Genomic DNA, 23,206 nt, shown 5'->3' on the forward strand with positions numbered 1-23,206 from the left:
CTTAAGCCGCGTGGATGGTGCGCCACACCCTGTCAGGCGTTGCGGGCATTTCCAGATTGTTCTTGCCGATCGCGTCCGTGATCGCGTTGATCACGGCCGCTGACGCCCCGATCGCGCCGGCCTCACCGCAACCCTTGATGCCGAGCGGATTGCCCGGGCACAGCGTCGTGGTGTGGGAGAGGTTGAACGAGGGAACGTCGTCGGCGCGCGGCATGGCGTAGTCCATGAACGAGGCCGTGACCGGCTGCCCGCTGGCGTCGTAGATCGCGTGCTCGAGCAACGCTTGTCCGATGCCTTGCACAAGACCGCCATGGACCTGGCCCTCGACGATCATCGGGTTGATCAGCCGGCCGAAATCGTCGGCCGCGACGAAGTTGACGAAGGAGGTCTTGCCCGTGCCGGGATCGACCTCGAGCTCGCAGATATAGGTGCCGGCCGGGAAGGTGAAGTTGGTCGGGTCATAGAAAGCGCTCTCCTTCAGACCCGGCTCCATCCCGTCAGGCAGATTGTGCGCGGTGTAGGCCGCGAGCGCGACCATCGGGAAGGCGATCGCCTTGTCGGTCCCGGCCACCTTGAACTCGCCGTTCTCGATGACGATGTCGCCTTCCGAGGCTTCCAGCGCATGGGCGGCGATCTTCTTGGCCTTGGATTCCATCTTCTCCATCGCCTTCAGGATCGCGGTGAGGCCGACGGCCGCGGAGCGCGAGCCGTAGGTGCCCATGCCGAACTGCACCTTGTCGGTGTCGCCATGGACGATCGAGACCTGGCTGATGGGAACGCCGAGGCGTTCCGCGACGAGCTGGCAGAACGTGGTCTCGTGACCCTGGCCGTGGCTGTGCGATCCCGTCAGGACCTCGATGGTGCCGACCGGGTTGACGCGGACTTCGGCGGACTCCCAAAGACCGACGCCGGCGCCCAGGCTGCCGACGGCCTTCGACGGCGCGATGCCGCAGGCCTCGATGTAGCAGGACACGCCGATGCCGCGCAGCTTGCCGTCGGCTTTCGCCTTGGCCTTGCGCCCGGCAAAGCCAGCGTAGTCGATCGCCTTCATCGCGGCGTCGAGCGAGGCGTTAAAGTCGCCGGTGTCATAGGCCATGATCACGGGCGTCTGGTGCGGGAACTGGGTGATGAAGTTGGTCCGGCGCAACGCGGCCGGATCGACCTTCAACTGCCGCGCAGCCGTCTCCATCAGACGTTCGATCAGATAGCTCGCTTCGGGGCGGCCAGCGCCGCGATAGGCGTCGACCGGCGTGGTGTTGGTGTAGACCCCGACCACCTCGGCATGGATCGCCGGGATGTTGTACTGGCCCGACAGCAGCGTCGCGTAGAGATAGGTCGGCACCGACGACGAGAACAGCGACATGTAGGCGCCGAAATTGGCGTAGGTCTTCACCTTCAAGCCGGTGATCTTGTTGTTGGCGTCGAACGCCATCTCGGCATGGGTGACGTGGTCGCGGCCATGCGCATCGGTGAGGAAGGCTTCGGTGCGGTCGCCGGTCCATTTGACGGGACGGCCGACTTTCTTTGAGGCCCACAGCGCCACCATCTCTTCGGGATAGATGAAGATTTTCGAGCCGAAGCCGCCGCCGACGTCGGGCGCGATCACGCGCAGCTTGTGCTCGGGTGCGATGTTGTAGAACGCCGACAGCACCAGGCGGGCGACGTGCGGGTTCTGCGACGTCGTGTAGAGCGTGAAATGCTCTTCCGCCGCATCGTAATCGGCAATCGCGGCGCGGGGTTCCATCGCGTTCGGCGCAAGACGGTTGTTGGTAACGTCGAGCTTCACCACGTTGGCGGCCTTGGCGAAGGCGGCATCGGTGGCGCCCTCGTCGCCGATCACCCAGTCATAAACTTGGTTGCCGGGAGCTTCGGGATGCAGCTGCGGCGCGCCGGACTTGATCGCGGCGTGGACATCGGCGACCGCGGGCAGCTCTTCGTAGTTCACGACCACGGCTTCGGCCGCGTCGCGTGCGAGATTTTTGCTCTCGGCGATCACGACTGCGACGGCCTGACCGACGAAGCGCACCGTCTCCGGCGCCATCGCCGGCCATGCGCCCATCTTCATCGGGCTGCCGTCCTTGGAGGTGATGGCCCAGCCGCAGATGAGATTGCCGACCTTGTCGTCGACGATCTCCTGTCCCGTGAGCACCGCGACCACGCCTGGCATCTTCAGCGCGGCGGAGGAATCGATTCCCTTCACCTTGGCATGCGCGTGCGGGCTGCGGATGAAATGGGCATGGGTCATGCCCTGCAACTTGATGTCGTCGACGTAGCGGCCCTTGCCGGTAATGAAACGCTTGTCTTCCTTGCGCACGACGCTCGCGCCAATGCCTTCAACACCCATGTCTGGTCCTCCCGACCGGAATTTGTCTTGACCGCGCTTTCCCTCGAAAGCGGCGGCGATGGTTCTTATTTCGAGGCGGGCCGCTTACTCGGCCGCCTGCGAGACCTTCATGCGGCCTGCCGCATCCAGCACGGCTTTGACGATGTTGTGGTAGCCGGTGCAGCGGCAGATATTGCCTTCGAGCTCGTGCCGGACGGTGGCCTCGTCGAGCTGGCCACCATAGCGGTGCACGATGTCGATCGCCGACATGATCATGCCCGGCGTGCAATAGCCGCATTGCAGGCCGTGATTGTCGCGGAAGGCGGCCTGCATCGGGTGCAGCTCGTCGCCCTTGGCGATGCCTTCGATCGTGGTGATGCTGGAGCCGTCGGCCTGTCCCGCCAGCATGGTGCAGGATTTGATCGCCTTGCCGTCCATATGGATGACGCAGGCGCCGCACTGGCTGGTGTCGCAGCCGACATGGGTTCCGGTGAGGTTGAGGTGGTCGCGCAGCAGCTGAACGAGCAGCGTGCGGTCCTCGACGTCAACGGCAACAGCCTTGCCGTTCACGGTCAGTTTGACTGTAGACACGGTTGAACTCCTCCCGGGATCGATTTTGATTGTTTCTAATTAGAGACAGCGACCCGGAACTTTGCAACTACGATTTTGGTCGCCTGCGTCATGGAAAAGTCATTGATTCAGAATGGCCAGCACTGATTGAGGAGGCCGAGTCGACCGGATCGGGCGCGGCGGCGGGCCGCAGCTGGGATGCCAGCCTCTATATGTCTAAGGGGTCCGCCTTGGCCGATAGAGCCGGAAATGCTGTGGGCGCACCGAATTTACCGCCCCTTATCGATTCTGCCTTAGTTTTGCGCAGTCAGGTCAGGGGGCGGGGCGCCACCGGATCTCGGCTGAATGAAAATGGGGGTGGGAATGTCCGGGCGTATCGCGTCGTCCTCGAAGCGCACAATAATGCCGACCCTCAGGTTCCGCGCCAAGATCATTCTGGGCTTTGCCGCCGTGCTGGTGATCTCCGCCGGCAGCATGGCCTTCTCCTATTTTGGCTTCGAACGGGTCTCGTCCGGGGTCGGGTCCTACCGCAGCAGCGTCACCGAGGCCGATCTCGCCCGCAACATCGACCGGGAGCTGCTCGCCTATCGCTCGGCCGTCAAATATTTCGTCGTCACCGGCAAGGAGGACGACGCCAAGGCGGCGCTGGACGCGGAGACCGGCCTGAAGAGCGCCATCGACCAAGCCGTCAAGAGCGCCAAGAAGCCGGCAGGCCAGGAGAGCCTGGGCAAGCTCGGCAAGGAGTTTTCCAACTTCTCCGCGACCTTCGCAAAGGTCCTCCAGGCCAAGCGTGACAGCGCGCTGCTGGTGCAGAACCAGCTCACGCGCAACGCCAACCTCCTGAAATACAAGCTCGACGACATCGGTAACAACGCCTCCGATTCCGAGGCGCAGGCGATCGAGTTCGGGACCAAGCAGGTCAATGCTCAATTCCAGACCGCGAACGCGGCCGCGACCAATTTCGTGCTGACATCCGACCAGGCGATCGCGACCAGCGCGCTGGCGCGGCTGAAATTCGTCGAGAACTCGCTCAACGCGGTCTATTCCATGGACGACAAGATCGTCGCCGGCCTGAAGGACGCCAAGGAATTGCTCGGTGCCTATCGGGAATCGCTGGAGAAGCTGATCGCCAACGCCAAGATGGTCGATGCTCTCGTCACCGAGATGAGCGGCTCGGCCGGCGCGATCCTTCAGGGCGCCACCGCCATGAAGGCGGACCTCGTTGCCGAACAGCAGCGGTTGGAGTCCGAATCGGAAGCGACCATCGGGAAGACCGAGCAACTGGTGCTGATGCTGGCCGTCGGCGGCACGCTGCTCGGCGCGGTCCTCGCCTTCCTGCTCGGCACCGGCATTTCACGTCCGATGATCGCGATGTGCAAGGCGATGCGCGAGCTTGCCTCGGGCAATTTCGACGTCGTGCTGCCGGGCCTGGGCCGCAAGGACGAGATCGGCGAGATGGCCGGCGCCGTCGAAGAATTCAAGGTCCAGGCCGTGGCCAAGGCCGAGCGCGACGCCGCGGCCAACGAAGCCCAGAATAAAGAAGCGAGCGCTGCTCGCCGCTCCGAACTGATCCGCTTCGCCGACGATTTCGAGAGCGCGGTTGGCGCCATCGTCTCCAACGTCTCGGCTTCCGCCGTGCAGCTGGAATCGGCGGCCTCGACGCTGACCCGCACCGCCGAGACCACGCAGAGCCTGTCGAGCCAGGTCGCCGACGTCTCCGAGCAGGCCTCCAGCAACATGCAGTCGGTCGCAACCGCGACCGAAGAGCTTTCAGCCTCGGTCGAGGAGATCGGCCGTCAGGTGCGCGATTCCAGCCGCATTGCCGAAGCTGCCGTGGTGCAGGCAAAGGAGACCGATAATCGCATTGGCAAGCTCTCGCATGCCGCCCAGCAGATCGGCGAAGTCGTCAAGCTCATCACCGCGATCGCCGAGCAGACCAATCTTCTGGCGCTCAACGCGACCATCGAGGCGGCACGCGCCGGCGAAGCCGGCCGCGGCTTTGCAGTGGTCGCCAGCGAAGTGAAGTCGCTTGCGAGCCAGACCGCGAAGGCCACCGACGAGATCTCCTCGCACATCACGGGCATGCAGGGCGCCACCGCCGAGTCGGTTGCGGCGATCAAGGAGATCGGCGCGACCATCGGCCAGATATCGTCGATCTCGACATCGATTGCGAGCGCGGTGGAGCAGCAAGGCGCGGCGACGCAGGAAATCGCACGCAGTGTCCAGACCGTCGCACAGGGTACTCAGACCGCCGCCACCGACATCGGTCAGGTCAACCGCGGCGCTGCCGAAACTGGCTCGGCCTCGGAAGAGGTGCTGCACTCGGCCAAGACACTGTCGTCCGAAAGCACCCGCCTGCGCGCCGAACTCGACCGCTTCATGGGGAATATCCGGGCAGCGTAAGCTCGAAGCGCGTCACGCACTCCGCCGTCGTCCTGGCGAAAGCCAGGACCCATGACCCCAAGGCGGAGTTGTCGGGCGCACTGCTAACTCCGAGTCATCGCCAAACTGCTCCCCGGGGTAACAGGTCCTGGATCAGCGCTTCGCTTGTCCAGGACGACCAGACCCTGCGTCACCTAACCGTCGGTTGCGGCGCCACAAATTTACCGCCGCTTATCCTTTGCCATTTACCGTGCTCACGCGTCAGGAAGCGGGCTGCTTCCGGGCTGCGCCTGGTTTTTCCGCGAATGGAATGGGGTGGGGGAATGCCCGTCAAGTCGAAGCCGACCACATCGAAGCTGCTCACCTTGCGTTTTCGCGCAAAAATCATCCTCGGCTTCGTGGCGGTGCTCGCCATCCTCGCCATCAGCATGGCTTTCGCGTATTTCGGCTTCGAGCGGATTCAGGCCGCCGTGGCCTCCTACCGCACTAGCGTCGCCGAAGCGGACCTTGCGCGGACGGTCGATCGCGAGCTGATCGCTTACCAGGGGCTGGCGCGGGCCTACACGCTGACCGGCGCGGCCGATGATGAGACCGCTGCCAAAGCAGCCGAAGAGAATTTGAGGGCCGCGATCGCCAAGTCGGCGGCGGCCACCACGGGCGCGGCGCGCCGCGAGCAGGTCGGCAAGCTCGAGGCCGACTTCAAGAGCTTTACCAAGGTGTTCGGCGAGATCATCGGTTTGACGCGCGAGAACGGCAAGATCGCGACCGATGAGCTCAACAGCGTCGGCAACAAGATCCGGTTCAAGTTCGACGACCTCGCCGATACCGCGGCACTGGCGGGCCTGAATTCGGTTCAGAGCACGGCCAAGGACATCACATCGCAATATCTGGCGGTCTCCACCTCGGTCAGCGCCTTCGTCGCCAAGCCGGAGCCGAAGACCGCCGACGGCGTGATCGCCCGCATCAAATTCCTGGAGACCTTGCTGGTCTCGATCTATGCCAACGACCAGAAGATCACCGACCGCGTTACCGAGATCAGCAATCTCCTCAAGCAGTACCGCACCTCCTTTTCAAAGCTGACCGAGAACGTGAAGGTCATCGTCAAGCTGAACGGCGAGATGACCAAGACGGCCGCGTCCATTCTCAAGCTCTCGGGTGAGCTGCGGTCGGAGCTGACGGCGGATCAGCAGCGCATCGAAGTGAGCGCCAATGCCACCATTGGCGACACCGAGCGGACGATGCTGATGATGGCGCTCGGCGGCCTCGCCATTGGTGCCGCGTTGGCCTGGATGCTGGGCAATGGCATTTCACGTCCGATGATCGCGATGTGCAAGGCGATGCGCGAGCTTGCCTCGGGCAATTTCGACGTCGTGCTGCCGGGCCTGGGCCGCAAGGACGAGATCGGCGAGATGGCCGGCGCCGTCGAAGAATTCAAGGTCCAGGCCGTGGCCAAGGCCGAGCGCGACGCCGCGGCCAACGAAGCCCAGAATAAAGAAGCGAGCGCTGCTCGCCGCTCCGAACTGATCCGCTTCGCCGACGATTTCGAGAGCGCGGTTGGCGCCATCGTCTCCAACGTCTCGGCTTCCGCCGTGCAGCTGGAATCGGCGGCCTCGACGCTGACCCGCACCGCCGAGACCACGCAGAGCCTGTCGAGCCAGGTCGCCGACGTCTCCGAGCAGGCCTCCAGCAACATGCAGTCGGTCGCAACCGCGACCGAAGAGCTTTCAGCCTCGGTCGAGGAGATCGGCCGTCAGGTGCGCGATTCCAGCCGCATTGCCGAAGCTGCCGTGGTGCAGGCAAAGGAGACCGATAATCGCATTGGCAAGCTCTCGCATGCCGCCCAGCAGATCGGCGAAGTCGTCAAGCTCATCACCGCGATCGCCGAGCAGACCAATCTTCTGGCGCTCAACGCGACCATCGAGGCGGCACGCGCCGGCGAAGCCGGCCGCGGCTTTGCAGTGGTCGCCAGCGAAGTGAAGTCGCTTGCGAGCCAGACCGCGAAGGCCACCGACGAGATCTCCTCGCACATCACGGGCATGCAGGGCGCCACCGCCGAGTCGGTTGCGGCGATCAAGGAGATCGGCGCGACCATCGGCCAGATCTCGTCGATCTCGACATCGATTGCGAGCGCAGTAGAGCAGCAAGGCGCGGCGACGCAGGAAATCGCGCGCAGCGTCCAGACCGTCGCACAGGGCACTCAGACCGCCGCCACCGACATCGGTCAGGTCAACCGCGGCGCAGCCGAAACCGGCTCGGCCTCGGAAGAGGTGCTGCATTCGGCCAAGACGCTGTCGTCCGAAAGCACCCGCCTGCGCGCTGAGCTCGACCGCTTCATGGGGAATATCCGGGCGGCGTAGGGGCAATCCCGCCAATGTCGTCCTGGCGAAAGCCAGGACCCATGACCCCAAGGCGGAGTTGTCGGGCGAACTGCCCACTCCGAGTCATCGCCAAACTGCTCCCTGGGGTAATGGGTCCTGGATCAGCGCTTCGCTTGTCCAGGACGACCTAGCGCTCACTCCCTCCCGAACGCCCGCTTCAGCTCCACCTTTGCCCGCTCCAGCCGCGTGCGCTGCGTCTGCGGCAGCGTCTTGCCGGCGCGGTTGATGTAGAACGTCAGCATCGACAGCGCTGAGCGGTAAGCGCCGGTTTTGCGGCGCGCGCTGTGCTCGGCCGAGCGCTTCAACGAAGTCGCGATCTTCTTCGCGCTGGTCAGCTTGAACACGCCTTGTTTGAGGTCGAGCGCGTCGCTCTCCTTCGTCACGCGCTGTGACCAGCGCTTCGGTGCGGTGCGTTTGGTGCCCTTGCGCGCCGCTGTTCTGCGAGAATGTGTCGTCTTTCTGGCATGAGCCATGCGTCAACTCCTTGCGGCTCCGGCGAAAACCGGCGGCGCGAACGGTCGTTCCACGGGAACCTGCCCTAACCGCAGACGTTGTCGCAGGTGGCAGGCGGAATGCCGCACCCCCTTGATCGGATCGCCCCCGTCCACGCCACGTGAACCGGGGCCATGTCCATTGGTCAGATGCAACAACGCGATGGAATTGCAGCGAAGCCCAGCGCCGAACGATGGACCTGTGGTCTCCAAGGCGGTCGCGAAGGCGGCCGCGGCCGATCGCATCATCGAAACCAGCATTCCCGCACGACTTGACGCGCTGCCGTGGAGCGGCTTTCACACCCGCGTCGTGCTCGCGCTCGGCATCACCTGGATTCTGGATGGGCTCGAGGTGACGCTGGCCGGCGCGCTCTCCGGCGCGCTGAAGCAGAGTCCCACCCTGCATTTCTCCAATCTCGATCTCGGCATAGCCAATTCCGCCTATCTCGCGGGCGCGGTGCTCGGCGCCCTCGGTTTCGGCTGGCTGACCGATCGCATCGGCCGCAAGAAGCTGTTCTTCATCACGCTGGCGCTCTATCTCTCGGCGACGGCCGCGACCGCTCTGTCATGGGATGTCGCGAGCTACGCGCTGTTTCGCTTTCTCACAGGTGCCGGCATTGGCGGCGAATATACCGCGATCAATTCGACCATCCAGGAACTGGTGCCCGCGCGCTATCGCGGCTGGACCGATCTCGTCATCAACGGCAGCTTCTGGATCGGTGCCGCGATGGGCGCGGTGGCGGCTATCGTGCTGCTCGATCCCGCGGTGATCGGCCCCGATCTCGGCTGGCGTCTCGCTTATCTCATCGGCGCGGCCATCGGCCTCGTCGTGCTCTTGATGCGGATGTGGATTCCGGAGAGTCCGCGCTGGCTGATGATCCACGGGCGTCCCGACCAGGCCCACGCCATCGTCGACGAGATCGAACGCTCGGTGATCGGACACGACCAGGATACGAGCGAGGCGCGCTTCGCCAAGATTCGCCTGAAAATGCGGAGTCACACGCCGATCCGCGAGGTCGTGCACACGCTGTTCTCGGTCTATCGACAGCGGGCGATGGTCGGCCTGGTGCTGATGATCGCACAGGCTTTCTTCTACAACGCTATCTTCTTCACCTTTGCGCTGGTGTTGACCGACTTTTACGGGATCAGCGCCGATCACGTCGGCTGGTATCTGCTCCCCTTCGCGGCCGGCAACTTCCTCGGTCCGCTGCTGCTCGGTCGCCTGTTCGATACGCTCGGCCGCCGTACCATGATCATGTTCACCTATGGGACGTCGGGCCTGTTGCTGGCGCTGTCGGGCTATCTGTTCTCGATCGGCGCCTTGAGCGCGCAGGGGCAGACCATCGCCTGGATGGTGATCTTCTTCTTCGCCTCGCCCGCTGCGAGCGCCGCCTATCTCACCGTCAGCGAGACCTTTCCCTTGGAAGTCCGCGCGCTCGCGATCGCCGTGTTCTATGCGGTCGGCACCGGCATCGGCGGCGTGATCGGCCCCGCGTTGTTCGGTGCGCTGATCGACACGGGATCACGCACGAGCGTGTTCGCAGGCTATCTGCTGGGGGCATTCCTGATGATCGCGGCCGCGATCGTGGCGTGGCGCTATGCCGTCTCGGCGGAACGCAGATCGCTCGAAGAAATCGCACGGCCGCTTGCTTCCATGGAGTAGACTATGAAATCGGAACTGGCTGAATTGGATCAAAAGCGCACCATGGTCGACGATGAAGCGCCCGATGCGGTGCCGGTGCCTCACGCGCTCGTGCCGCATCTCAATGAAACAGCGATCCTGCTCGACATCGACGGGACGCTGCTCGACCTGATGCCGACGCCGCGTGAGGTGTGGGTGCCGCCAGGCCTGTCGGAAACACTGAACCGGTTGACGGAGCGCACCTCGGGCGCGCTGGCGATGGTCAGCGGCCGTTCGCTCAATGACATCGATCTGATCTTCGCGCCCGATGTCTTTCGCGCCGTCGCCGGCCACGGCGCGGAAATGCGGCTTTCCATTGACAATGAAGCCGATGCCATCGGTGCGCCGCCGCTGGACAAGGAGCTGAAGCGGCGGCTCGCGGCGGTTGCCAAGCTCAGTCCCGGCATTCTGCTCGAAGACAAGGGCTATTCGCTGGCGCTGCACTACCGCCTTGCGCCGCATGCGGAGAAGGCGATCTATGAAGCCGTTTCGCTGATCCGCGCCGACCTGCCCAATGCGCCGATCGAGGTGCTGCCCGGCAAGTTCGTTTGCGAGATCAAGCATTCCGGTTTCACCAAGGCGACCGGGGTGCGCGAGTTGATGAAGCACGAGCCTTTTAAGGGACGCCGTCCGATCTTCATCGGCGACGACGTCACCGACGAAACCGTGTTCGCGATCATGCCCGACATGGACGGGCTCGCCTTCTCGGTCGGTCGCCGCGCCAGGGGTGTCAACGGGCACTTCGACGCGCCGAACGATGTGCGCGCGTTCCTTGCGCGGCTGCTCGACGACTCACGGTTGGAATAAGGCGCCGACATCGCGAAGCCACATTATCGCGCGCGCAATCCCCTGGCGCGCTCGCTTCGTGCTGCGCGCCGACGGTTCCGAAACCGAGTTTGTGCAGCGAAAACGTCAGGTTCCCTGGAGGTAAACCGGTTCCAACGCGCTCGCCCGATTTTGGTTTCAATTGGTGCAAAGGATGATCAGGAACCATATTGATGAACGGCAGTTAAATGGGGTGGAATGAAACAGGAGGGGACGACCTGTGAACTTAGTCGTCGTTTCGAATCGCGTCGCGCGCGGCAAACCCAACGAGCCCATGACGGGCGGTCTCGCGGCGGCCTTGTTACCTGTCGTAGAACATTCGGGCGCGATCTGGGTAGGTTCCTCGGGCCGTGTGCGTGACGGTCATCAAAAGGAGCCGTTCGCCGAGATCGAAGCACTGGGTTCGGGCGCGATCGCGACGTTGGATCTGCCGGCGGCGCACTATGGAGGCTATTACGAAGGCTTTGCCAATTCGGCTCTGTGGCCGGCGCTGCATTCGCGCAGCGATCTGATCCGCGTCTCGCGCGACGACTACGTCAGCTATCGCGAGGTCAACGCCTTCATGGCGCGCGCCTTGATGCGTTTCCGGAAAGCACAAACCGCGTTCTGGGTGCAGGATTATCATTTCCTCGCGCTCGGCGCGGAGCTGCGCGACCTCGGCGTCGACGATCCGATCGGCTTCTTCCTCCATACGCCATGGCCGGTCGCCGCGGTGATGCAGGGCGTGCCCAATCATCGCGAGCTGATCACGGCGATGCTGGCCTACGATCTGATCGGCTTCCAGACCCATGACGATTGCCAGAATTTTCTCGGCTATGTCGCGAGCGAACTCGGCCTCGCCGTCGAAGACGGCGTTGCGATCTCGCAGCATGGCCGAACGCGCTGCGAGGTGTTTCCGATCGGCATCGACGCCGAGAAGTTCGCGCAATACGCGGCGAAATCGGCGTCGCATCCGGACGTGTCGCGGCTGCGCCGCAGCCTCAACGGTGAGCGGCTCGCGATCGGCGTCGACCGGCTCGATTATTCCAAGGGCCTCGTCAACCGCATCAGCGCGTTCGATCGACTCTGGACCGATCATCCGCAATTTGCGCGCAGCATTTCGCTGTTGCAGATCGCAAATCCCTCGCGCGGTGCCATCGAAGCCTATGGCAATTTGCAGAACGAGGTTGCGCGGCTCGTGTCCGACGTCAATGGCCGCCACGGCGAGGCCGACTGGACACCGATCCGCTATCTCAACAAGGGTTTTAGCCAGGCCGTGCTGGCGGGTCTCTACCGCACCGCGCAGATCGGCGTCGTGACCCCGCTGCACGACGGCATGAACCTTGTCGCCAAGGAATACGTCGCCGCGCAAAACCCGGCCGATCCCGGCGTGCTGGTTTTGTCGAAATTCGCCGGCGCGGCCAACGAACTCGACGCCGCGCTGCTGGTCAATCCGCACGACATCGACGGCATGGCGCGCGCGATCGCGGTCGCTGCCGCGATGCCGCTCACCGAGCGCAAGATGCGCTGGGATGCGATGATGAAGAAGCTGCGCGGCCACACCATCCAGCAATGGTCTGCGGATTTCGTCGCTGAGCTGGAGAAGTGCCGGACCGAGAAGGCCGCGGTCGCGCCGCTCGCCAACCAGCCGCCGCAAGCGCTGCGCTGGCTCAAGTCGGCGATATCAGGTGTGCGGTTGATCTAGTCTTCTTCTCCCCGTTTTTTCGGGGAGGGCAGGGGCGAACACGAGAACCTCAATAGCAATACGACACGCCCTCCAGAATCGCGCACTGCCGCTTGTTCGGCGCGTTCGGATCGTCGAGCGGCACCATGCCCTTGCCTTGGCCGACGAACACGCCTGGCCCGACATGCACCGACCTCTTGTTGCCGATGATGACGCTTTGATGCGGCGTCGAGCTCGAACGCGTGCCGTCCGGCCAGAGGATTGAGTCTCCCGAAAGCATCCCGCGCCGTCCGTCGTCGCAGCTGACGTCGAGCCCTTGCCGGGTGCAGACCTGTGCGGCGGCCGGTCCGGCGAAGGCGGCGGCAAGGGCCGAAATCAGGCTCAGCGCAGCGATGGTGTTGCGGATGGTCATGGTGCCCCCGGACGTGTTTGACGGTCTTGAGTGAATCGTCGCGCCAAACCCGCCACCGGTTCAGTTGGCGGGCGGTTCCGAGCGGTGGCGCCGCGCCTGATATTATCTATAAAATACAACACCTTACGGAAAAATCACCCGATTTCCCCGCGATCCCTTGCAAAATCATCGGCGCCCCTTCAAGAGAGTGCGCTCCGGAGAGATGGCCGAGTGGCTTAAGGCGCACGCTTGGAAAGCGTGTGTGCGGGAAACCGTACCGTGGGTTCGAATCCCACTCTCTCCGCCATACGGGCCGAAAAGTCTTTGTTTTCCAACGCTTCGTGAAGCTGGCTGTACGCCAGCCCATATTCTAGCCCATACCGCCAGCGACCTGGAAAACAAGCTTCCCGATTATGACTGCAATCGGCCGGCGCGTCGCTCGCAGAGGACGCTCCATGGACCTTTCGGATCAAGGAGTTGGTATCGCCACCAAACTAACTTGGCCGCCGCCAAAGCCACGCTATACGCAGCTTTCCCACCCTGTTATTGTGCAGAGGGAACGAAATCAAACTTAAAGTAGTGCGGAGCATTTTGAGCTAAAAATATTGCCAGAGGGAGAGCAACGTGAGGATCGCGGATTGGCTGAACGCGGTCGGGCTGGCCGAGTATATTGCCTCATTCGAGGCGAACCACATAGATTTGGACCAACTAAGCGAATTGACTGACGCCGACTTGAAGGAAATCGGTGTCATAGCTTTGGGTCATAGACGAACCCTACTCAAGGCGGCGAAAGAGCGTTCGTTCTTCCCCGCTCGCAACGATGGAGGAGATTATCCATCATTCTCCTCCGAGCGCCGCCACTTAACAATTCTGTTTCTCGACGTCGTCGATTCGACTGCTCTTGCAACGGCGGTTGATCCAGAAGATTTGAGCGATACTATTGGGCGTTTCCAAAAAGCCGCGATCTCTCAGATTAATTCTTTTGAAGGTTACGTCGCGCGATCGTTTGGTGACGGCCTGCTTGCCTATTTTGGGTGGCCGAGAGCGCACGAAGACGATCCACAAAGGGCGATCCTCGCGGCTGACGCCGTTCACCGTGCGATCAGTGAGTTGCGTCGGCCGGATGGGAAACCATTGTTTGCTCGCGCAGGAGTGGCAACTGGATGGGTAGTGCTGGGTGATATCGGCGGCGCCGCAAAGGATGAGGTCGTCGGAGAAACACCCAATCTGGCCGCCAGATTGCAGTCTGTCGCAGCGCCGGGACAAACTGTTGTTGCTTCTTCGACTGCGGCTCTTCTTGGTGACGAATTTGCTTTGCAGGATCTTGGTCCCCAAACGCTGAAAGGCTTCGAAAACAATCCGCGAGCCTACGCCGTTACTTCCCTCAAGCAGCCCGCGCGTTTTCAATCTCGAGCATCCCGAACCACACCCCTTGTGGGACGAGCCAGCGAGATCGAGTTGCTGTGCGATCTATGGTCTAAGGCAAAGCGTGGCCAGGGCCAATCGCTCATCCTGACGGGAGAAGCGGGCATTGGAAAGAGCCGGGTAATTAAAGAACTGCTTGATCAGATCCGCAGCGATCGTCAGGTCACAATGCGGTATCACTGTTCCCCCTACTATCAAAACAGTGCTCTTAGACCGATGATCGTGCAACTGTCGGAGGCTGCTGCCTTTCTGCCGGAGGACGATGCAGTAGACCGCCTGAATAAACTGAGAGAGCTCCTGAGAGTAACGAACGCCAGCGATGATGCTGTCTGGTTAATAGCCGAACTCCTGTCCATCCCTTCATCTGGCCATATGAGCCCATTGCAACTCGCCCCCATTCAGAAGCGTCAACACACGTTTTCTGCGCTTGCTGACCAATTCCGTAGTCTTGCTAAGGGTGCGACTGTGCTCGCCATCGTCGAAGATGCTCACTGGATCGACCCCACCACTGCAGAATATCTTGACCTGATTGTTAGATCGATCAACGAAGTGTCTGCGCTGGTAATTGTGAGCGGGCGACTAGAATATAGGCCACCAACTAGTTGGCAGCAGTTGCCAAGCTCCAACTATCTTTTGCTCAAAGCTATGAGCGAGGACAACACTAAGGCTCTGGCCGAGAAAGTTGCGGGTGCATCATTGCCAACCCGGGTGACTGCGGAGATCGCAAGCAGGACTGACGGCGTGCCCCTCTTCGTAGAGGAATTGACGAAAGGCCTAGTTGAGAGTGGTCTCCTGAAATACGATGGTCATAGTTATGAGTTGACGGAGGCGCCCCTCCCGCTCGCCATTCCCTCTACACTTCAGGACAGTCTAACCGCGCGGCTTGATAACCTGCCGAGATCGAAGTCGATCGCTCAGATCGGAGCGGCGCTGGGCCGTGAATTCAGAGTAGACCATCTCGCGGCCATCACCGGACTGCCAGTATCATCCATAAAGGAGCAAGTGAACGGCCTCGAATCTGCTGGATTGGTGTTCGAGCGGCGTGCCCCGCTCGATGGGACATATGTTTTTAAGCACGCGCTCGTGCAAAGCGCTTCCTACGAAAGCCTGCTGCTATCAAAGCGGAAATCCCTGCATGGTCATATCGCGGAGATCCTGACGGCTCAGTTTCCTGAATTTTGCGAGAATGAGCCCGAGGTAATAGCTGCGCACTGGTCGCGGTCAGTTAGTCCTTCCAAGTCCGCTACGTTCTGGCTGCGGGCCGGTCAGAATGCCTTGAAGCGTTCGGCCTATTTGGAGGCACTAAACAACTTGCGAAACGGTTTAGAATTTCTTAGCGCGGGCGCAACATGTGCTGAGAATAGCCGCATTGAGTTCGATCTCAATCTGTGCGCGGGCCAGGCATCCTACGTCATCAACGGGCCTGCTGCTGAACAGACGACGAAGGCTTACTCTCGTGCGCTTGAACTGATCGAACTCGTGGATCAGCCCGACCAGCGCTTCGATCTGCTCTATGGCATATTTTCCGGGTATCACTTCGCCTCAAAGTTTGATTTGGCTCGTGAGCCTGCCGACAAGATGTACGAGATCGCAACCAAGATGAACGATGACGGTCACATCTGTCAGGCTCATCGTATGTTGGGCTACCTCAACTTCTTTGAAGGCAAACTAGTTGCCGCTATCGGCAACTTTGAGGCCCTAGCATCCCTTTACAAGCCTGAATTGCATGCGCCAATGGCAACGCGCTACGGAGCCGATTGTCTCGTCGCTGCAAGAGGTTTCGAAGCAGTGGCGCATGGAGTTTGCGGCCACCTGGATACAGCGCAGCGATTGGCTGAGCAGAACGTGGCTTATGCAAGACAACTAAACCATCCTCCAAGCCTCGGGTGGGCGTTCGCCGCAGGGGGCTATCTGAATTACTTACTTGATAAGCCCGAGGCGGCGCTGAAATACGTCGAAGAAGGTGCTCGCTACTGCGAGATCAACAACGTGGCGGTCTGGGGCATCCACTGCCGATTGTTCGAGGCTTGGGTGAAGTCGTCATCCTCTACAAACGTGGGCTCATCCATCGAGGCCATGAGGAAGGGCATTACCAACGCGAACTCCCGTATTTCTCTCGGAGTTCCTCTTTTTAGGGCGGCACTTGCCGAGTTGCTGTTGACGACAGAGCAAATTGATTCAGCCATTCAAGAAATTGACGTTGCTCTAAGCGAACTAGAGTCGACAGGGCAGCGCTTTTTTGCCCCTACAGTGTACTATGTAAAAGGAAGCTGTTCTCGCAAACTCGGACAGGCGCATGCGGACGACAGTTTGGCATGGTACGAGAAATCTGCTTTGGCTGCCCGCGAGATGCGCGCCAGCTTCCTTGAATCAAAGGCCCTGAGTGCGCTAGCGCAAAAGTGAGCTGATGCCCTCAGCAATCGCGGGAGCAATAACGTCAACACTTTCTGTCCGCAGTTCAGAATGCAACGGAAAATGGGGAGACCGGCGTACCGTGTCGTATCAACTATTGAATGAAGTAAGCTCTGGAATTCGTAGCAACATACCAATCGATTGTATGAGGACGTAGTTTCCTTGGAGGGAGAATGCGCTCGGCGAAGGATTTTGCTTTTGATTTCGTTTCGAGCTACCCATCATTCTGGCGGCTCCTGAGCAAGTGGGAATGGTTGAGGCGGCTCCTCAATCGGCTCTTCATTAATATTATAACGAACTCCTCTAAACCGAGGCCGTACCCGCTCTCGCTGTGGGGTGCAAAGACACCCGGAGTCAGCGACGTCTACACATCGTGGACGGGGCTCGTCGATCGTTCCTATAGCGGGCGTCACTTGCCGCCAGACTTAGATGAGAATGTCAATTGCCTTCCAGACGTCGCGGATGTCGGCGCATTATTTGTTCGAGGCCCCGACCAACTGCCGTGTCCAAAGAGCACAGCTCTGTTCTGTTTCTTTGCGCAGTGGTTTACGGACAGCTTCCTGCGAACTGATCCAAATGACTTTAGAAAGAACACGTCGAACCATGAGATTGATCTCTGTCAGATCTATGGCCTATCGGCAGCGGACACGGCCCTCCTCAGGGCAAACAAGCGGGGTCGCCTGAAGAGCGTGAAAATAAAGGACGAGGAGTTTCCGCCGCCACTGTTCGAGGAAGACGGTAAATATGTCCGTCCGGAGTTCGTCGGTCTATCTTACATCGATCCAAGGACGAAAGATTTCCGCAAGGCGCTCGACGACCCCTTCAACACTCCCAATAGGAAAAAGCGGCTCTTCGTCTCCGGTCTCGAACGCGGCAACTCGACTATCTTTTATAGCGCGCTAAACACGATATTTCTGCGGGAGCACAATCGTCTGTGCGAGGAACTCGCAGCCGCACATCCCGAATGGAACGATGACGATGATCGGCTATTCGAGACGGCGCGGAACGTCAATATTGCGCAACTGCTGAAGATCATTATCGAAGACTACGTCAATCATCTTTCCTCAGCCCAGCTCAAGTTCTCGCTCGAGACCGGCTTTTCAGAAAAGCAGGCTTGGTATCGCGCCAATCGCATCTGCGCGGAATTCGATCTGCTGTATCGCTGGCATGCGCTGGTGCCTACAGAACTGGAAATGAGCGGCCGGCGATTTCCTGACAGCATATTCCGTTACAACAACAAGTTTCTCGTCGATGTCGGCCTGGCCTCAGCGTTCGACGCGGCGTCCAGTCAGGGTGCGGGAAAGATCACGCTGCACAATACAGCGCCTTTTCTGATCAATGCCGAAGTCGAGGCAATTAGGAAATCCCGTGCCTGGCGGCTCCGCTCATACAACGAGTACCGGGAGCGTTTCGGGTTGCAGAAGCTGATTTCTTTTGATGAGCTGACGGACGATCGCAGGCTGCTGAAGGAACTCAAGACCCTGTACGGACATGTCGATCGCGTCGAACTGCTTGTCGGTCTGTTGGCTGAAAGCGACGAGGACACGGTGCTCGGCAAGCTGATGACCCTGATGGTTGGCGTCGACGCCTTTTCCCAGGCACTAACCAATCCTCTGCTTGCTGAAAACGTCTACAACGAAGACACGTTCACAAAGACCGGCCTCAAGAGTATTGCGAACACCTCTTCGCTCGCGGATATTGTCCATCGCAACAACGTTGCTGCCAATGCAAAGGTCACCTTCGGGGGCGAGGATCCGCCCGGCTCCTACGGCTGGCCACTGGTTGGGGCCGCCTGGGGCCTGCTCGATTTCTTCTTCATTAGCGGGTGGTTGGAATTCCTTCGAAAGCGTCAGCGCAAATACGGAAAGACCGTTTTCAAGACCAACCTGTTCGGCCCGACGATTATGGCGCTGGATCATCGCGCCATCGTTCCTTTGTTTGCATCCAAAGATCTTGTGCAAGACCTGCCGGTCGCCGGCTTCAAGTTCCAGCTTCCGCCCATGGCGCTGGTGGGCAACGTATCGCCAAGCATCTATGAATCCGGGTCGGAACACGATTGGCCGAAATCCCTTTACCTCGACCTTCTGAAGCAGCGTTCGAAGACCCTCGCGGCGTCGTTCGATGCTGTTGCAGGCGAATTCTTCAACCGATGGTCGGCGAAAAAGACCTTCAGCTTTCGCGATGAAATCGAGGACTTCGTCGTTGCGCTGATCTTCCAATGGATGCTCGGCCAGCGACCGGTGTTGACCGAGGTACGTGAGCTTTACAGCGGCATATTCACGCATACCTTTTTGTCGATAACACGCTTCATTCCCGGATCTGCGTATTCCAGAGCACTGAAGATCTTTCCGCGGCTTCTGGCCTTCGTGAAACAGACTCCGGCTTTTCCCGAGATCGTGGACCTTGCCAAGGGACACAAGATCACCGACGAAGATGCGCTCGCCAAGCGGGTGACATTCCTGTTAGGGATGAATTCCTTTCTCGGCACGCAGTCCCTCCTGAAATCCATCGTTGGAGAATTTGCGCTGCGACGTGAACTGTGCGCCGAGCTACGCAAGGAAATGGATGAGGTGCTGGGATCGGATCTAAAGCTGCCGCCCGATCTACAATGCCTCCACAGACTTAAAATGCTCGATCGTGTGCTTCGCGAAATTCTGCGGCTACATCCGCCCGTATTCTTTATCCCCGGACGGGCGACGCGCGATCGCATCCTAGATTCGAGTTCAGGAACATTCCGCCTTCGCAAGGGCGAGCTGGTGTTGGGTGTGCTGCCGTTGGCGCAAAGGGACGAAGCGAATTTTACACAACCCGACGAATTCATGCCCGGCAGGTTCATGGATCCAGCGGCTTCGCAACACCTGATCTGGCCCCGCGGGCTTCACGACGCAGCCGTTGCTCCCAATGACCGTACATGTCCAGGCAAGGACCTAGCGTTAATCATCGCCAAGCTGTTCTGTATTACTCTGCTGCGCAAAGCCTCGTGGGAGCTGAAGCAACCGCCGACCTGGAATACGAGGTATTTCAGCCTCAATGTTGCTGCCCCCGAGGGAGACCTAATTGTCGGCGGATTCGAATATCGCGGAGAGAGTGCTATTGCCACGCCCGTTAGGGGAGCGGGTGAGCGCGATGAAGCTGGCTAAGGCTCGTTCCATCAGCCGCCTGCGCCTGGACAAAGGTTTGATGCCGCCCGGTGCAGTAGAAACTCGTGATCGTCCTTTCCGCCAGTGACCTCTGTTCCGACTCCGTCGTCCATATCCTTCGTGCCGCATGCCACCATTCTAATCCGTTCGTCCTGCTTTATTCGTTCGCCGTTTGCGCCGAACGCGGGCTGAGCGCCGAGGCGCATCAGCAGACTAGACGGCGGACGTGTGCTGAGTCGGACCCCACCCCCGTCGCATTCGATGGCGCATCGAAGTTCTTCCCCCTCGTGCCGACACATTCCTGCGTTGTTTAGGGCCTTGTGCTCCCCACGCCTCTGGATCCAGATAGAAAACCAAAGAGTGCGAGGATCCGGGGGACTCGGGTAAATGCGCAACTTGACCGCTGTAACAAGCTGGTCAGGGTGTTTGGCCAGATGGTGGTCGTCATACGCACGGGTAAAGCATCCCAGGAAGTCCTGCGATGTGTAGGGTTGATCGGCATTAGTTCGAACTGAAGATTGAGGCGAAGCAAAGTTCAGATCGGCGATCGAATTGATGGTGTCTTGCTCGTTGCCTTCAATTTCCTTCATCCGACTGCGGTAACCGAATTTGGCAGCCAACATGTCGAGACTTTCTTGTTTGCGGAGATAGTCGTGGCAAATGCGCAGATAGAGATCGATAGAGGACCTGTTGTACCTTGAATGAAGAAACGGTGGCCCTTGCGGCGTGATGCGATTTGGGAATGAAATCATCGCTTCAAATTACATCGAATGAGCGTGCCATTCTGTTCAAAGTCAGCGTAACCTTGCGTGGCCGTACAGAAATCGAATGAAGCTCCTTCCTTCTCGGCGTGCCAACCAAATTTCCCGCAATCCTCATTTTCTTTAATTTTGTAGGTGGTCCCCTTCCATTCGAGGGTGTTTTGCGTGTCGTTCACTTTTAGGGGAAAAGTTCTTCCATGGTCCTTGCAGACATAGTTGTAGGTGTCTGCATGTGCCGACGCCGTCGAAATCACAACGTAGCGCGCTTATGATAGTGAGTTTCATTTCTTTGCATTCCCCTTCTATACCCAGATGATTTTATCGCACTCAAAAATGCAGACGTCGTCACACTCGCCCTCTGCAGCCGACTTCCGAAGGCGCCGAGCATCTACCTCGACTTTCATTGAGCAGTCAGCATTCAAATTGCAGACAGACAGGATCCGCTTTGCGTTCTCGCTCGACGCATTTCTAATCGAGCACTGATTGACGCCGTGCCCAATCTCCAGCCACGTAGGGCCGGCTGAATCGGTCCGAATGTTCCAGAGTTCGCCCGAACAGGTAAAGGTCTTCAGAGGAGCCTCGCCCGCGATTGCCTCCATTTCCCAAACCGTGCATCCCGCCGTCGCTACAGAGAGTGCAAGAAGTGGCAACGTTACCGCGGAACACACCGTCGACCGCAAACCCATACTATTCCCCATTTTATCGGCAGATCCTCTTCAGAATGCCAGTGACGTCGCCGCGATACTCGTATTTCGTCGCTTCACCAGGCAGAATGACGCGAATGGACTTGATGGTTTGACGCTCTTTCGGGAAGGCGACGGTCGTGAAATACGTATCTCCGGTTCCGCTCTCCATGAGCTTCCAGTTTCGCTCTTCGCAAGTCTCATTGGTGCACAAGTACAGGCTCAATTCTTCGTCCTTCCTATTTCCGATTCGTTTCAGCTCAGGAGGCAGCCTGTCTCCTCCAACATACAGGCCGAGCTGGACTTTCTGTGAGGTGCCGATGTTTCGGCAGCCGATCAGGGCCAAGTTGAACCGCCCCGCTTCTCCGAGCTCTAATTCGGCATCAAGCCCGGCTCCGCCTTCGCCTTTTTGCGAAGGTAGACGTTTGCGGCAAATGACTCCTCAGAGATGAATCCGCCGAGTGCGGCAACACTCAAATACAGTATCGCAATCCCTCTGTGTGCGCGGCTGATCATTTATCGTCCTCAAGTAAGCTGCATGAGGCCCGCATCTCCCCGATCGGCCGTTGGCCGTTCAACAGGGTCTCTGTGTAAGTGAACGAGTTTTGACCAGGGGTTTGAAGTAGATCGGCTCTCATGCTCCACGCTGGAGTCCGGGCTGGAACGAGCCGCGGACTTGTCCCGACCCAAAACACTCTGTTGGTTGTCAAAGCGCCATGAAATTTGACGGTGTCGAAGAGCTCAGTTGGCTTGGACTGCCTGCCGTCGTTGTAGTTGTGAACGATGGTTGCGGGGACATTCAATCCTCCACCATTGTTAAACGAAGCGCAGATTGTTATCGAGCTGACTTCCTTGAAAGCGGCGATCCAGAACTCGCTGTGGCCGGATGCGAAGGTATTCTTGTTGACCTTGCACGTCAGGTTCCAGTCTTCAAATGCGTCATGTCCACAAGCCTCCTTGTACACGATGACCTCTGCTCGGCCGATTGAGCAGTTGATGGCGGTGCAAATCGTTGCGATGCCGCAAGCCATGAAGAAGTGTGTTAGCCTCATCCAGTGATTCCTTTCCTTACAATTCGGGCGCGTTCCGGCGGATCGGTCGCGGTTATGTCAGAGCTCGGGCAGGCTCCGGCGGGCCACCGCCTCCTCTGATTCAATAGCGGCCGGTCCGCTTGTAGTTCAAGCAGCGCTTGAGCATCTCGGCTGTCTCCATGCGGCTAACCGCGCCGCCGTTGACCGTTTTGCTGATCACCGGCACCGTCTCGTCGACGAAGCCCGCGATGTCGCCCTTGCCGTCGGGGGTCCGCGTGCGCTGGAGTACGTTCAACCGATCGCCCGACGGCATCTGCACGATGGTCTCCTCGGCCGCCATAAGACGAAGCATGTTGTCGCGATAGAAGTCGTCGAGGTCGATGAAGAGGGCGCCGTTCTTGAACTCGCCCTGAGCCTCGAAGGTGTTTTTGCGCTCGTTCAGGGCGACGTTCAGGGGCATCTTCGGGATCCAGTCGGACCTCGCCACACCCTTCAGATCGATCCATTCCGGGAAATGGAAGACGACGTAGTCGGGATGCTTCGCCGAGCGCTGGCAGCCGAAGTCGTAGATGTTCTTCACGCTGCCGGGTTCAGTCTCGATTTTGCCGTCGATCACCGAGATCGCGTAGCGGCGGAAGATCAGGACGTCGTCCTCGCGGATGTTGTTGGCGAGCTGGTACCATTTCGGAGGGGTCACGAACAGGACCCGGGCCAGCCCGATCGGGCCGTCCGCGGCGGCGGGGGACGGAAGCAGGGCCGCAAGTGCCAAAACGGCCGTGGCGGCGGTCATCTTGCGGTTCATTACGAAGCAATCCTGTCGTTGGCGTGGGCCCACCATCGCGCACACCGAGAGGTCACGCAGGAAGTGCTCGTGCGCGGTTATTCCATCATTCAACCAGTACATGCGTCGTTGGAAAAGAACCAAAGGTGCATGAGCGCTGCCGCGTGCTTCGGCCGCCACAATGCGTCGCGACGGCTCGCCATGCAGAAACGCGCCTGTACACGGTCGCGTGACCTCCATAACTTCCGCGGCGCAATGTGAGGAGATGC

15 protein-coding genes and 1 tRNA gene are annotated in these 23,206 nt (G+C 59.9%); 8 read left to right on the forward strand and 8 right to left on the reverse strand.

The window, feature by feature from the left end; all coding sequences use genetic code 11:
- Position 1: 1 nt before the first annotated feature.
- Positions 2-2,344 carry a xanthine dehydrogenase family protein molybdopterin-binding subunit gene (locus AC0L27_RS20845; RefSeq protein WP_275172675.1) on the reverse strand — a complete coding sequence of 781 codons (2,343 nt, stop codon included), beginning with the start codon at positions 2,342-2,344 and terminating at the stop codon, positions 2-4.
- 84 nt (positions 2,345-2,428) lie between these two features.
- Positions 2,429-2,914, reverse strand: coding sequence for a (2Fe-2S)-binding protein (locus AC0L27_RS20850; protein ID WP_354063331.1), 486 nt, complete (start codon positions 2,912-2,914; stop codon positions 2,429-2,431).
- Positions 2,915-3,256: 342 nt separating this feature from the next.
- On the opposite strand from AC0L27_RS20850, the gene AC0L27_RS20855 reads away from it, so the two are divergent.
- Both AC0L27_RS20855 and AC0L27_RS20860 read left to right on the forward strand, forming a co-directional pair.
- Positions 3,257-5,296, forward strand: coding sequence for a methyl-accepting chemotaxis protein (locus tag AC0L27_RS20855; RefSeq protein ID WP_275172677.1), 2,040 nt, complete (start codon positions 3,257-3,259; stop codon positions 5,294-5,296).
- A 302-nt stretch (positions 5,297-5,598) separates the two neighbouring features.
- The gene (locus tag AC0L27_RS20860; RefSeq protein ID WP_473320190.1) at positions 5,599-7,632 is read left to right on the forward strand and encodes a methyl-accepting chemotaxis protein; all 2,034 of its coding nucleotides are present in this window, start codon (positions 5,599-5,601) and stop codon (positions 7,630-7,632) included.
- A gap of 155 nt (positions 7,633-7,787) precedes the next feature.
- On the opposite strand, the gene AC0L27_RS20865 is transcribed toward AC0L27_RS20860, so the two are convergent.
- On the reverse strand, positions 7,788-8,126 hold the full coding sequence (locus tag AC0L27_RS20865; protein ID WP_354210678.1) for a DUF3175 domain-containing protein: 339 nt from the start codon (positions 8,124-8,126) through the stop codon (positions 7,788-7,790).
- Positions 8,127-8,307: 181 nt separating this feature from the next.
- Here AC0L27_RS20865 and AC0L27_RS20870 point away from each other — a divergent pair, with 181 nt between their 5' ends.
- The 3 genes from AC0L27_RS20870 to AC0L27_RS20880 all read left to right on the forward strand — a co-directional run bounded on the left by AC0L27_RS20870 (position 8,308) and on the right by AC0L27_RS20880 (position 12,334).
- The gene (locus AC0L27_RS20870; RefSeq protein WP_275172680.1) at positions 8,308-9,807 is read left to right on the forward strand and encodes an MFS transporter; all 1,500 of its coding nucleotides are present in this window, start codon (positions 8,308-8,310) and stop codon (positions 9,805-9,807) included.
- Positions 9,808-9,810: 3 nt separating this feature from the next.
- The gene (gene otsB, locus AC0L27_RS20875) at positions 9,811-10,632 is read left to right on the forward strand and encodes a trehalose-phosphatase (RefSeq protein WP_354210677.1); all 822 of its coding nucleotides are present in this window, start codon (positions 9,811-9,813) and stop codon (positions 10,630-10,632) included.
- 238 nt (positions 10,633-10,870) lie between these two features.
- Positions 10,871-12,334 (forward strand): trehalose-6-phosphate synthase, encoded by a 1,464-nt coding sequence (locus AC0L27_RS20880; protein ID WP_275172682.1) that lies wholly within the window; start codon positions 10,871-10,873, stop codon positions 12,332-12,334.
- A gap of 49 nt (positions 12,335-12,383) precedes the next feature.
- On the opposite strand, the gene AC0L27_RS20885 is transcribed toward AC0L27_RS20880, so the two are convergent.
- Positions 12,384-12,725, reverse strand: a complete 342-nt coding sequence (locus tag AC0L27_RS20885) for a hypothetical protein (protein WP_275172683.1) — start codon at positions 12,723-12,725, stop codon at positions 12,384-12,386.
- A 196-nt stretch (positions 12,726-12,921) separates the two neighbouring features.
- Between AC0L27_RS20885 and AC0L27_RS20890 the strand changes: the two genes are divergently transcribed.
- The 3 genes from AC0L27_RS20890 to AC0L27_RS20900 all read left to right on the forward strand — a co-directional run bounded on the left by AC0L27_RS20890 (position 12,922) and on the right by AC0L27_RS20900 (position 19,681).
- A tRNA-Ser gene (locus AC0L27_RS20890) sits at positions 12,922-13,011 on the forward strand.
- A gap of 317 nt (positions 13,012-13,328) precedes the next feature.
- Positions 13,329-16,532: an AAA family ATPase gene (locus tag AC0L27_RS20895; RefSeq protein WP_473320195.1), complete on the forward strand. Its 3,204-nt coding sequence runs from the start codon at positions 13,329-13,331 to the stop codon at positions 16,530-16,532.
- A gap of 182 nt (positions 16,533-16,714) precedes the next feature.
- Positions 16,715-19,681 carry a cytochrome P450 gene (locus AC0L27_RS20900; RefSeq protein WP_473320196.1) on the forward strand — a complete coding sequence of 989 codons (2,967 nt, stop codon included), beginning with the start codon at positions 16,715-16,717 and terminating at the stop codon, positions 19,679-19,681.
- An 11-nt stretch (positions 19,682-19,692) separates the two neighbouring features.
- Here the strand turns inward: AC0L27_RS20900 and AC0L27_RS20905 are convergent, their stop codons facing one another.
- The 4 genes from AC0L27_RS20905 to AC0L27_RS20920 all read right to left on the reverse strand — a co-directional run bounded on the left by AC0L27_RS20905 (position 19,693) and on the right by AC0L27_RS20920 (position 23,117).
- Entirely contained in the window at positions 19,693-20,433 is a 741-nt protein-coding gene (locus AC0L27_RS20905) for a hypothetical protein (protein ID WP_473320199.1), read from the reverse strand.
- A 708-nt stretch (positions 20,434-21,141) separates the two neighbouring features.
- Positions 21,142-21,471 carry a hypothetical protein gene (locus tag AC0L27_RS20910; RefSeq protein WP_473320201.1) on the reverse strand — a complete coding sequence of 110 codons (330 nt, stop codon included), beginning with the start codon at positions 21,469-21,471 and terminating at the stop codon, positions 21,142-21,144.
- Between the two features lie 166 nt (positions 21,472-21,637).
- On the reverse strand, positions 21,638-22,177 hold the full coding sequence (locus tag AC0L27_RS20915) for a hypothetical protein (protein WP_473320203.1): 540 nt from the start codon (positions 22,175-22,177) through the stop codon (positions 21,638-21,640).
- Between the two features lie 100 nt (positions 22,178-22,277).
- On the reverse strand, positions 22,278-23,117 hold the full coding sequence (locus tag AC0L27_RS20920; RefSeq protein WP_473320205.1) for a hypothetical protein: 840 nt from the start codon (positions 23,115-23,117) through the stop codon (positions 22,278-22,280).
- Between the last annotated feature and the right edge of the window lie 89 nt (positions 23,118-23,206).

Source organism: Bradyrhizobium sp. Ken51, from assembly GCF_055807435.1.

Bases quoted from the DNA above. Each gene is read 5' to 3' on its own strand.
- AC0L27_RS20860 (WP_473320190.1), top strand. From the start codon at position 5,599: ATGCCCGTCAAGTCGAAGCCGACCACATCGAAGCTGCTCACCTTGCGT.
- AC0L27_RS20905 (WP_473320199.1), bottom strand. From the start codon at position 20,433: ATGATTTCATTCCCAAATCGCATCACGCCGCAAGGGCCACCGTTTCTT.
- AC0L27_RS20915 (WP_473320203.1), bottom strand. From the start codon at position 22,177: ATGAGGCTAACACACTTCTTCATGGCTTGCGGCATCGCAACGATTTGC.
- otsB (WP_354210677.1), top strand. From the start codon at position 9,811: ATGAAATCGGAACTGGCTGAATTGGATCAAAAGCGCACCATGGTCGAC.
- AC0L27_RS20885 (WP_275172683.1), bottom strand. From the start codon at position 12,725: ATGACCATCCGCAACACCATCGCTGCGCTGAGCCTGATTTCGGCCCTT.
- AC0L27_RS20870 (WP_275172680.1), top strand. From the start codon at position 8,308: ATGGAATTGCAGCGAAGCCCAGCGCCGAACGATGGACCTGTGGTCTCC.
- AC0L27_RS20845 (WP_275172675.1), bottom strand. From the start codon at position 2,344: ATGGGTGTTGAAGGCATTGGCGCGAGCGTCGTGCGCAAGGAAGACAAG.
- AC0L27_RS20865 (WP_354210678.1), bottom strand. From the start codon at position 8,126: ATGGCTCATGCCAGAAAGACGACACATTCTCGCAGAACAGCGGCGCGC.
- AC0L27_RS20900 (WP_473320196.1), top strand. From the start codon at position 16,715: ATGCGCTCGGCGAAGGATTTTGCTTTTGATTTCGTTTCGAGCTACCCA.
- AC0L27_RS20855 (WP_275172677.1), top strand. From the start codon at position 3,257: ATGTCCGGGCGTATCGCGTCGTCCTCGAAGCGCACAATAATGCCGACC.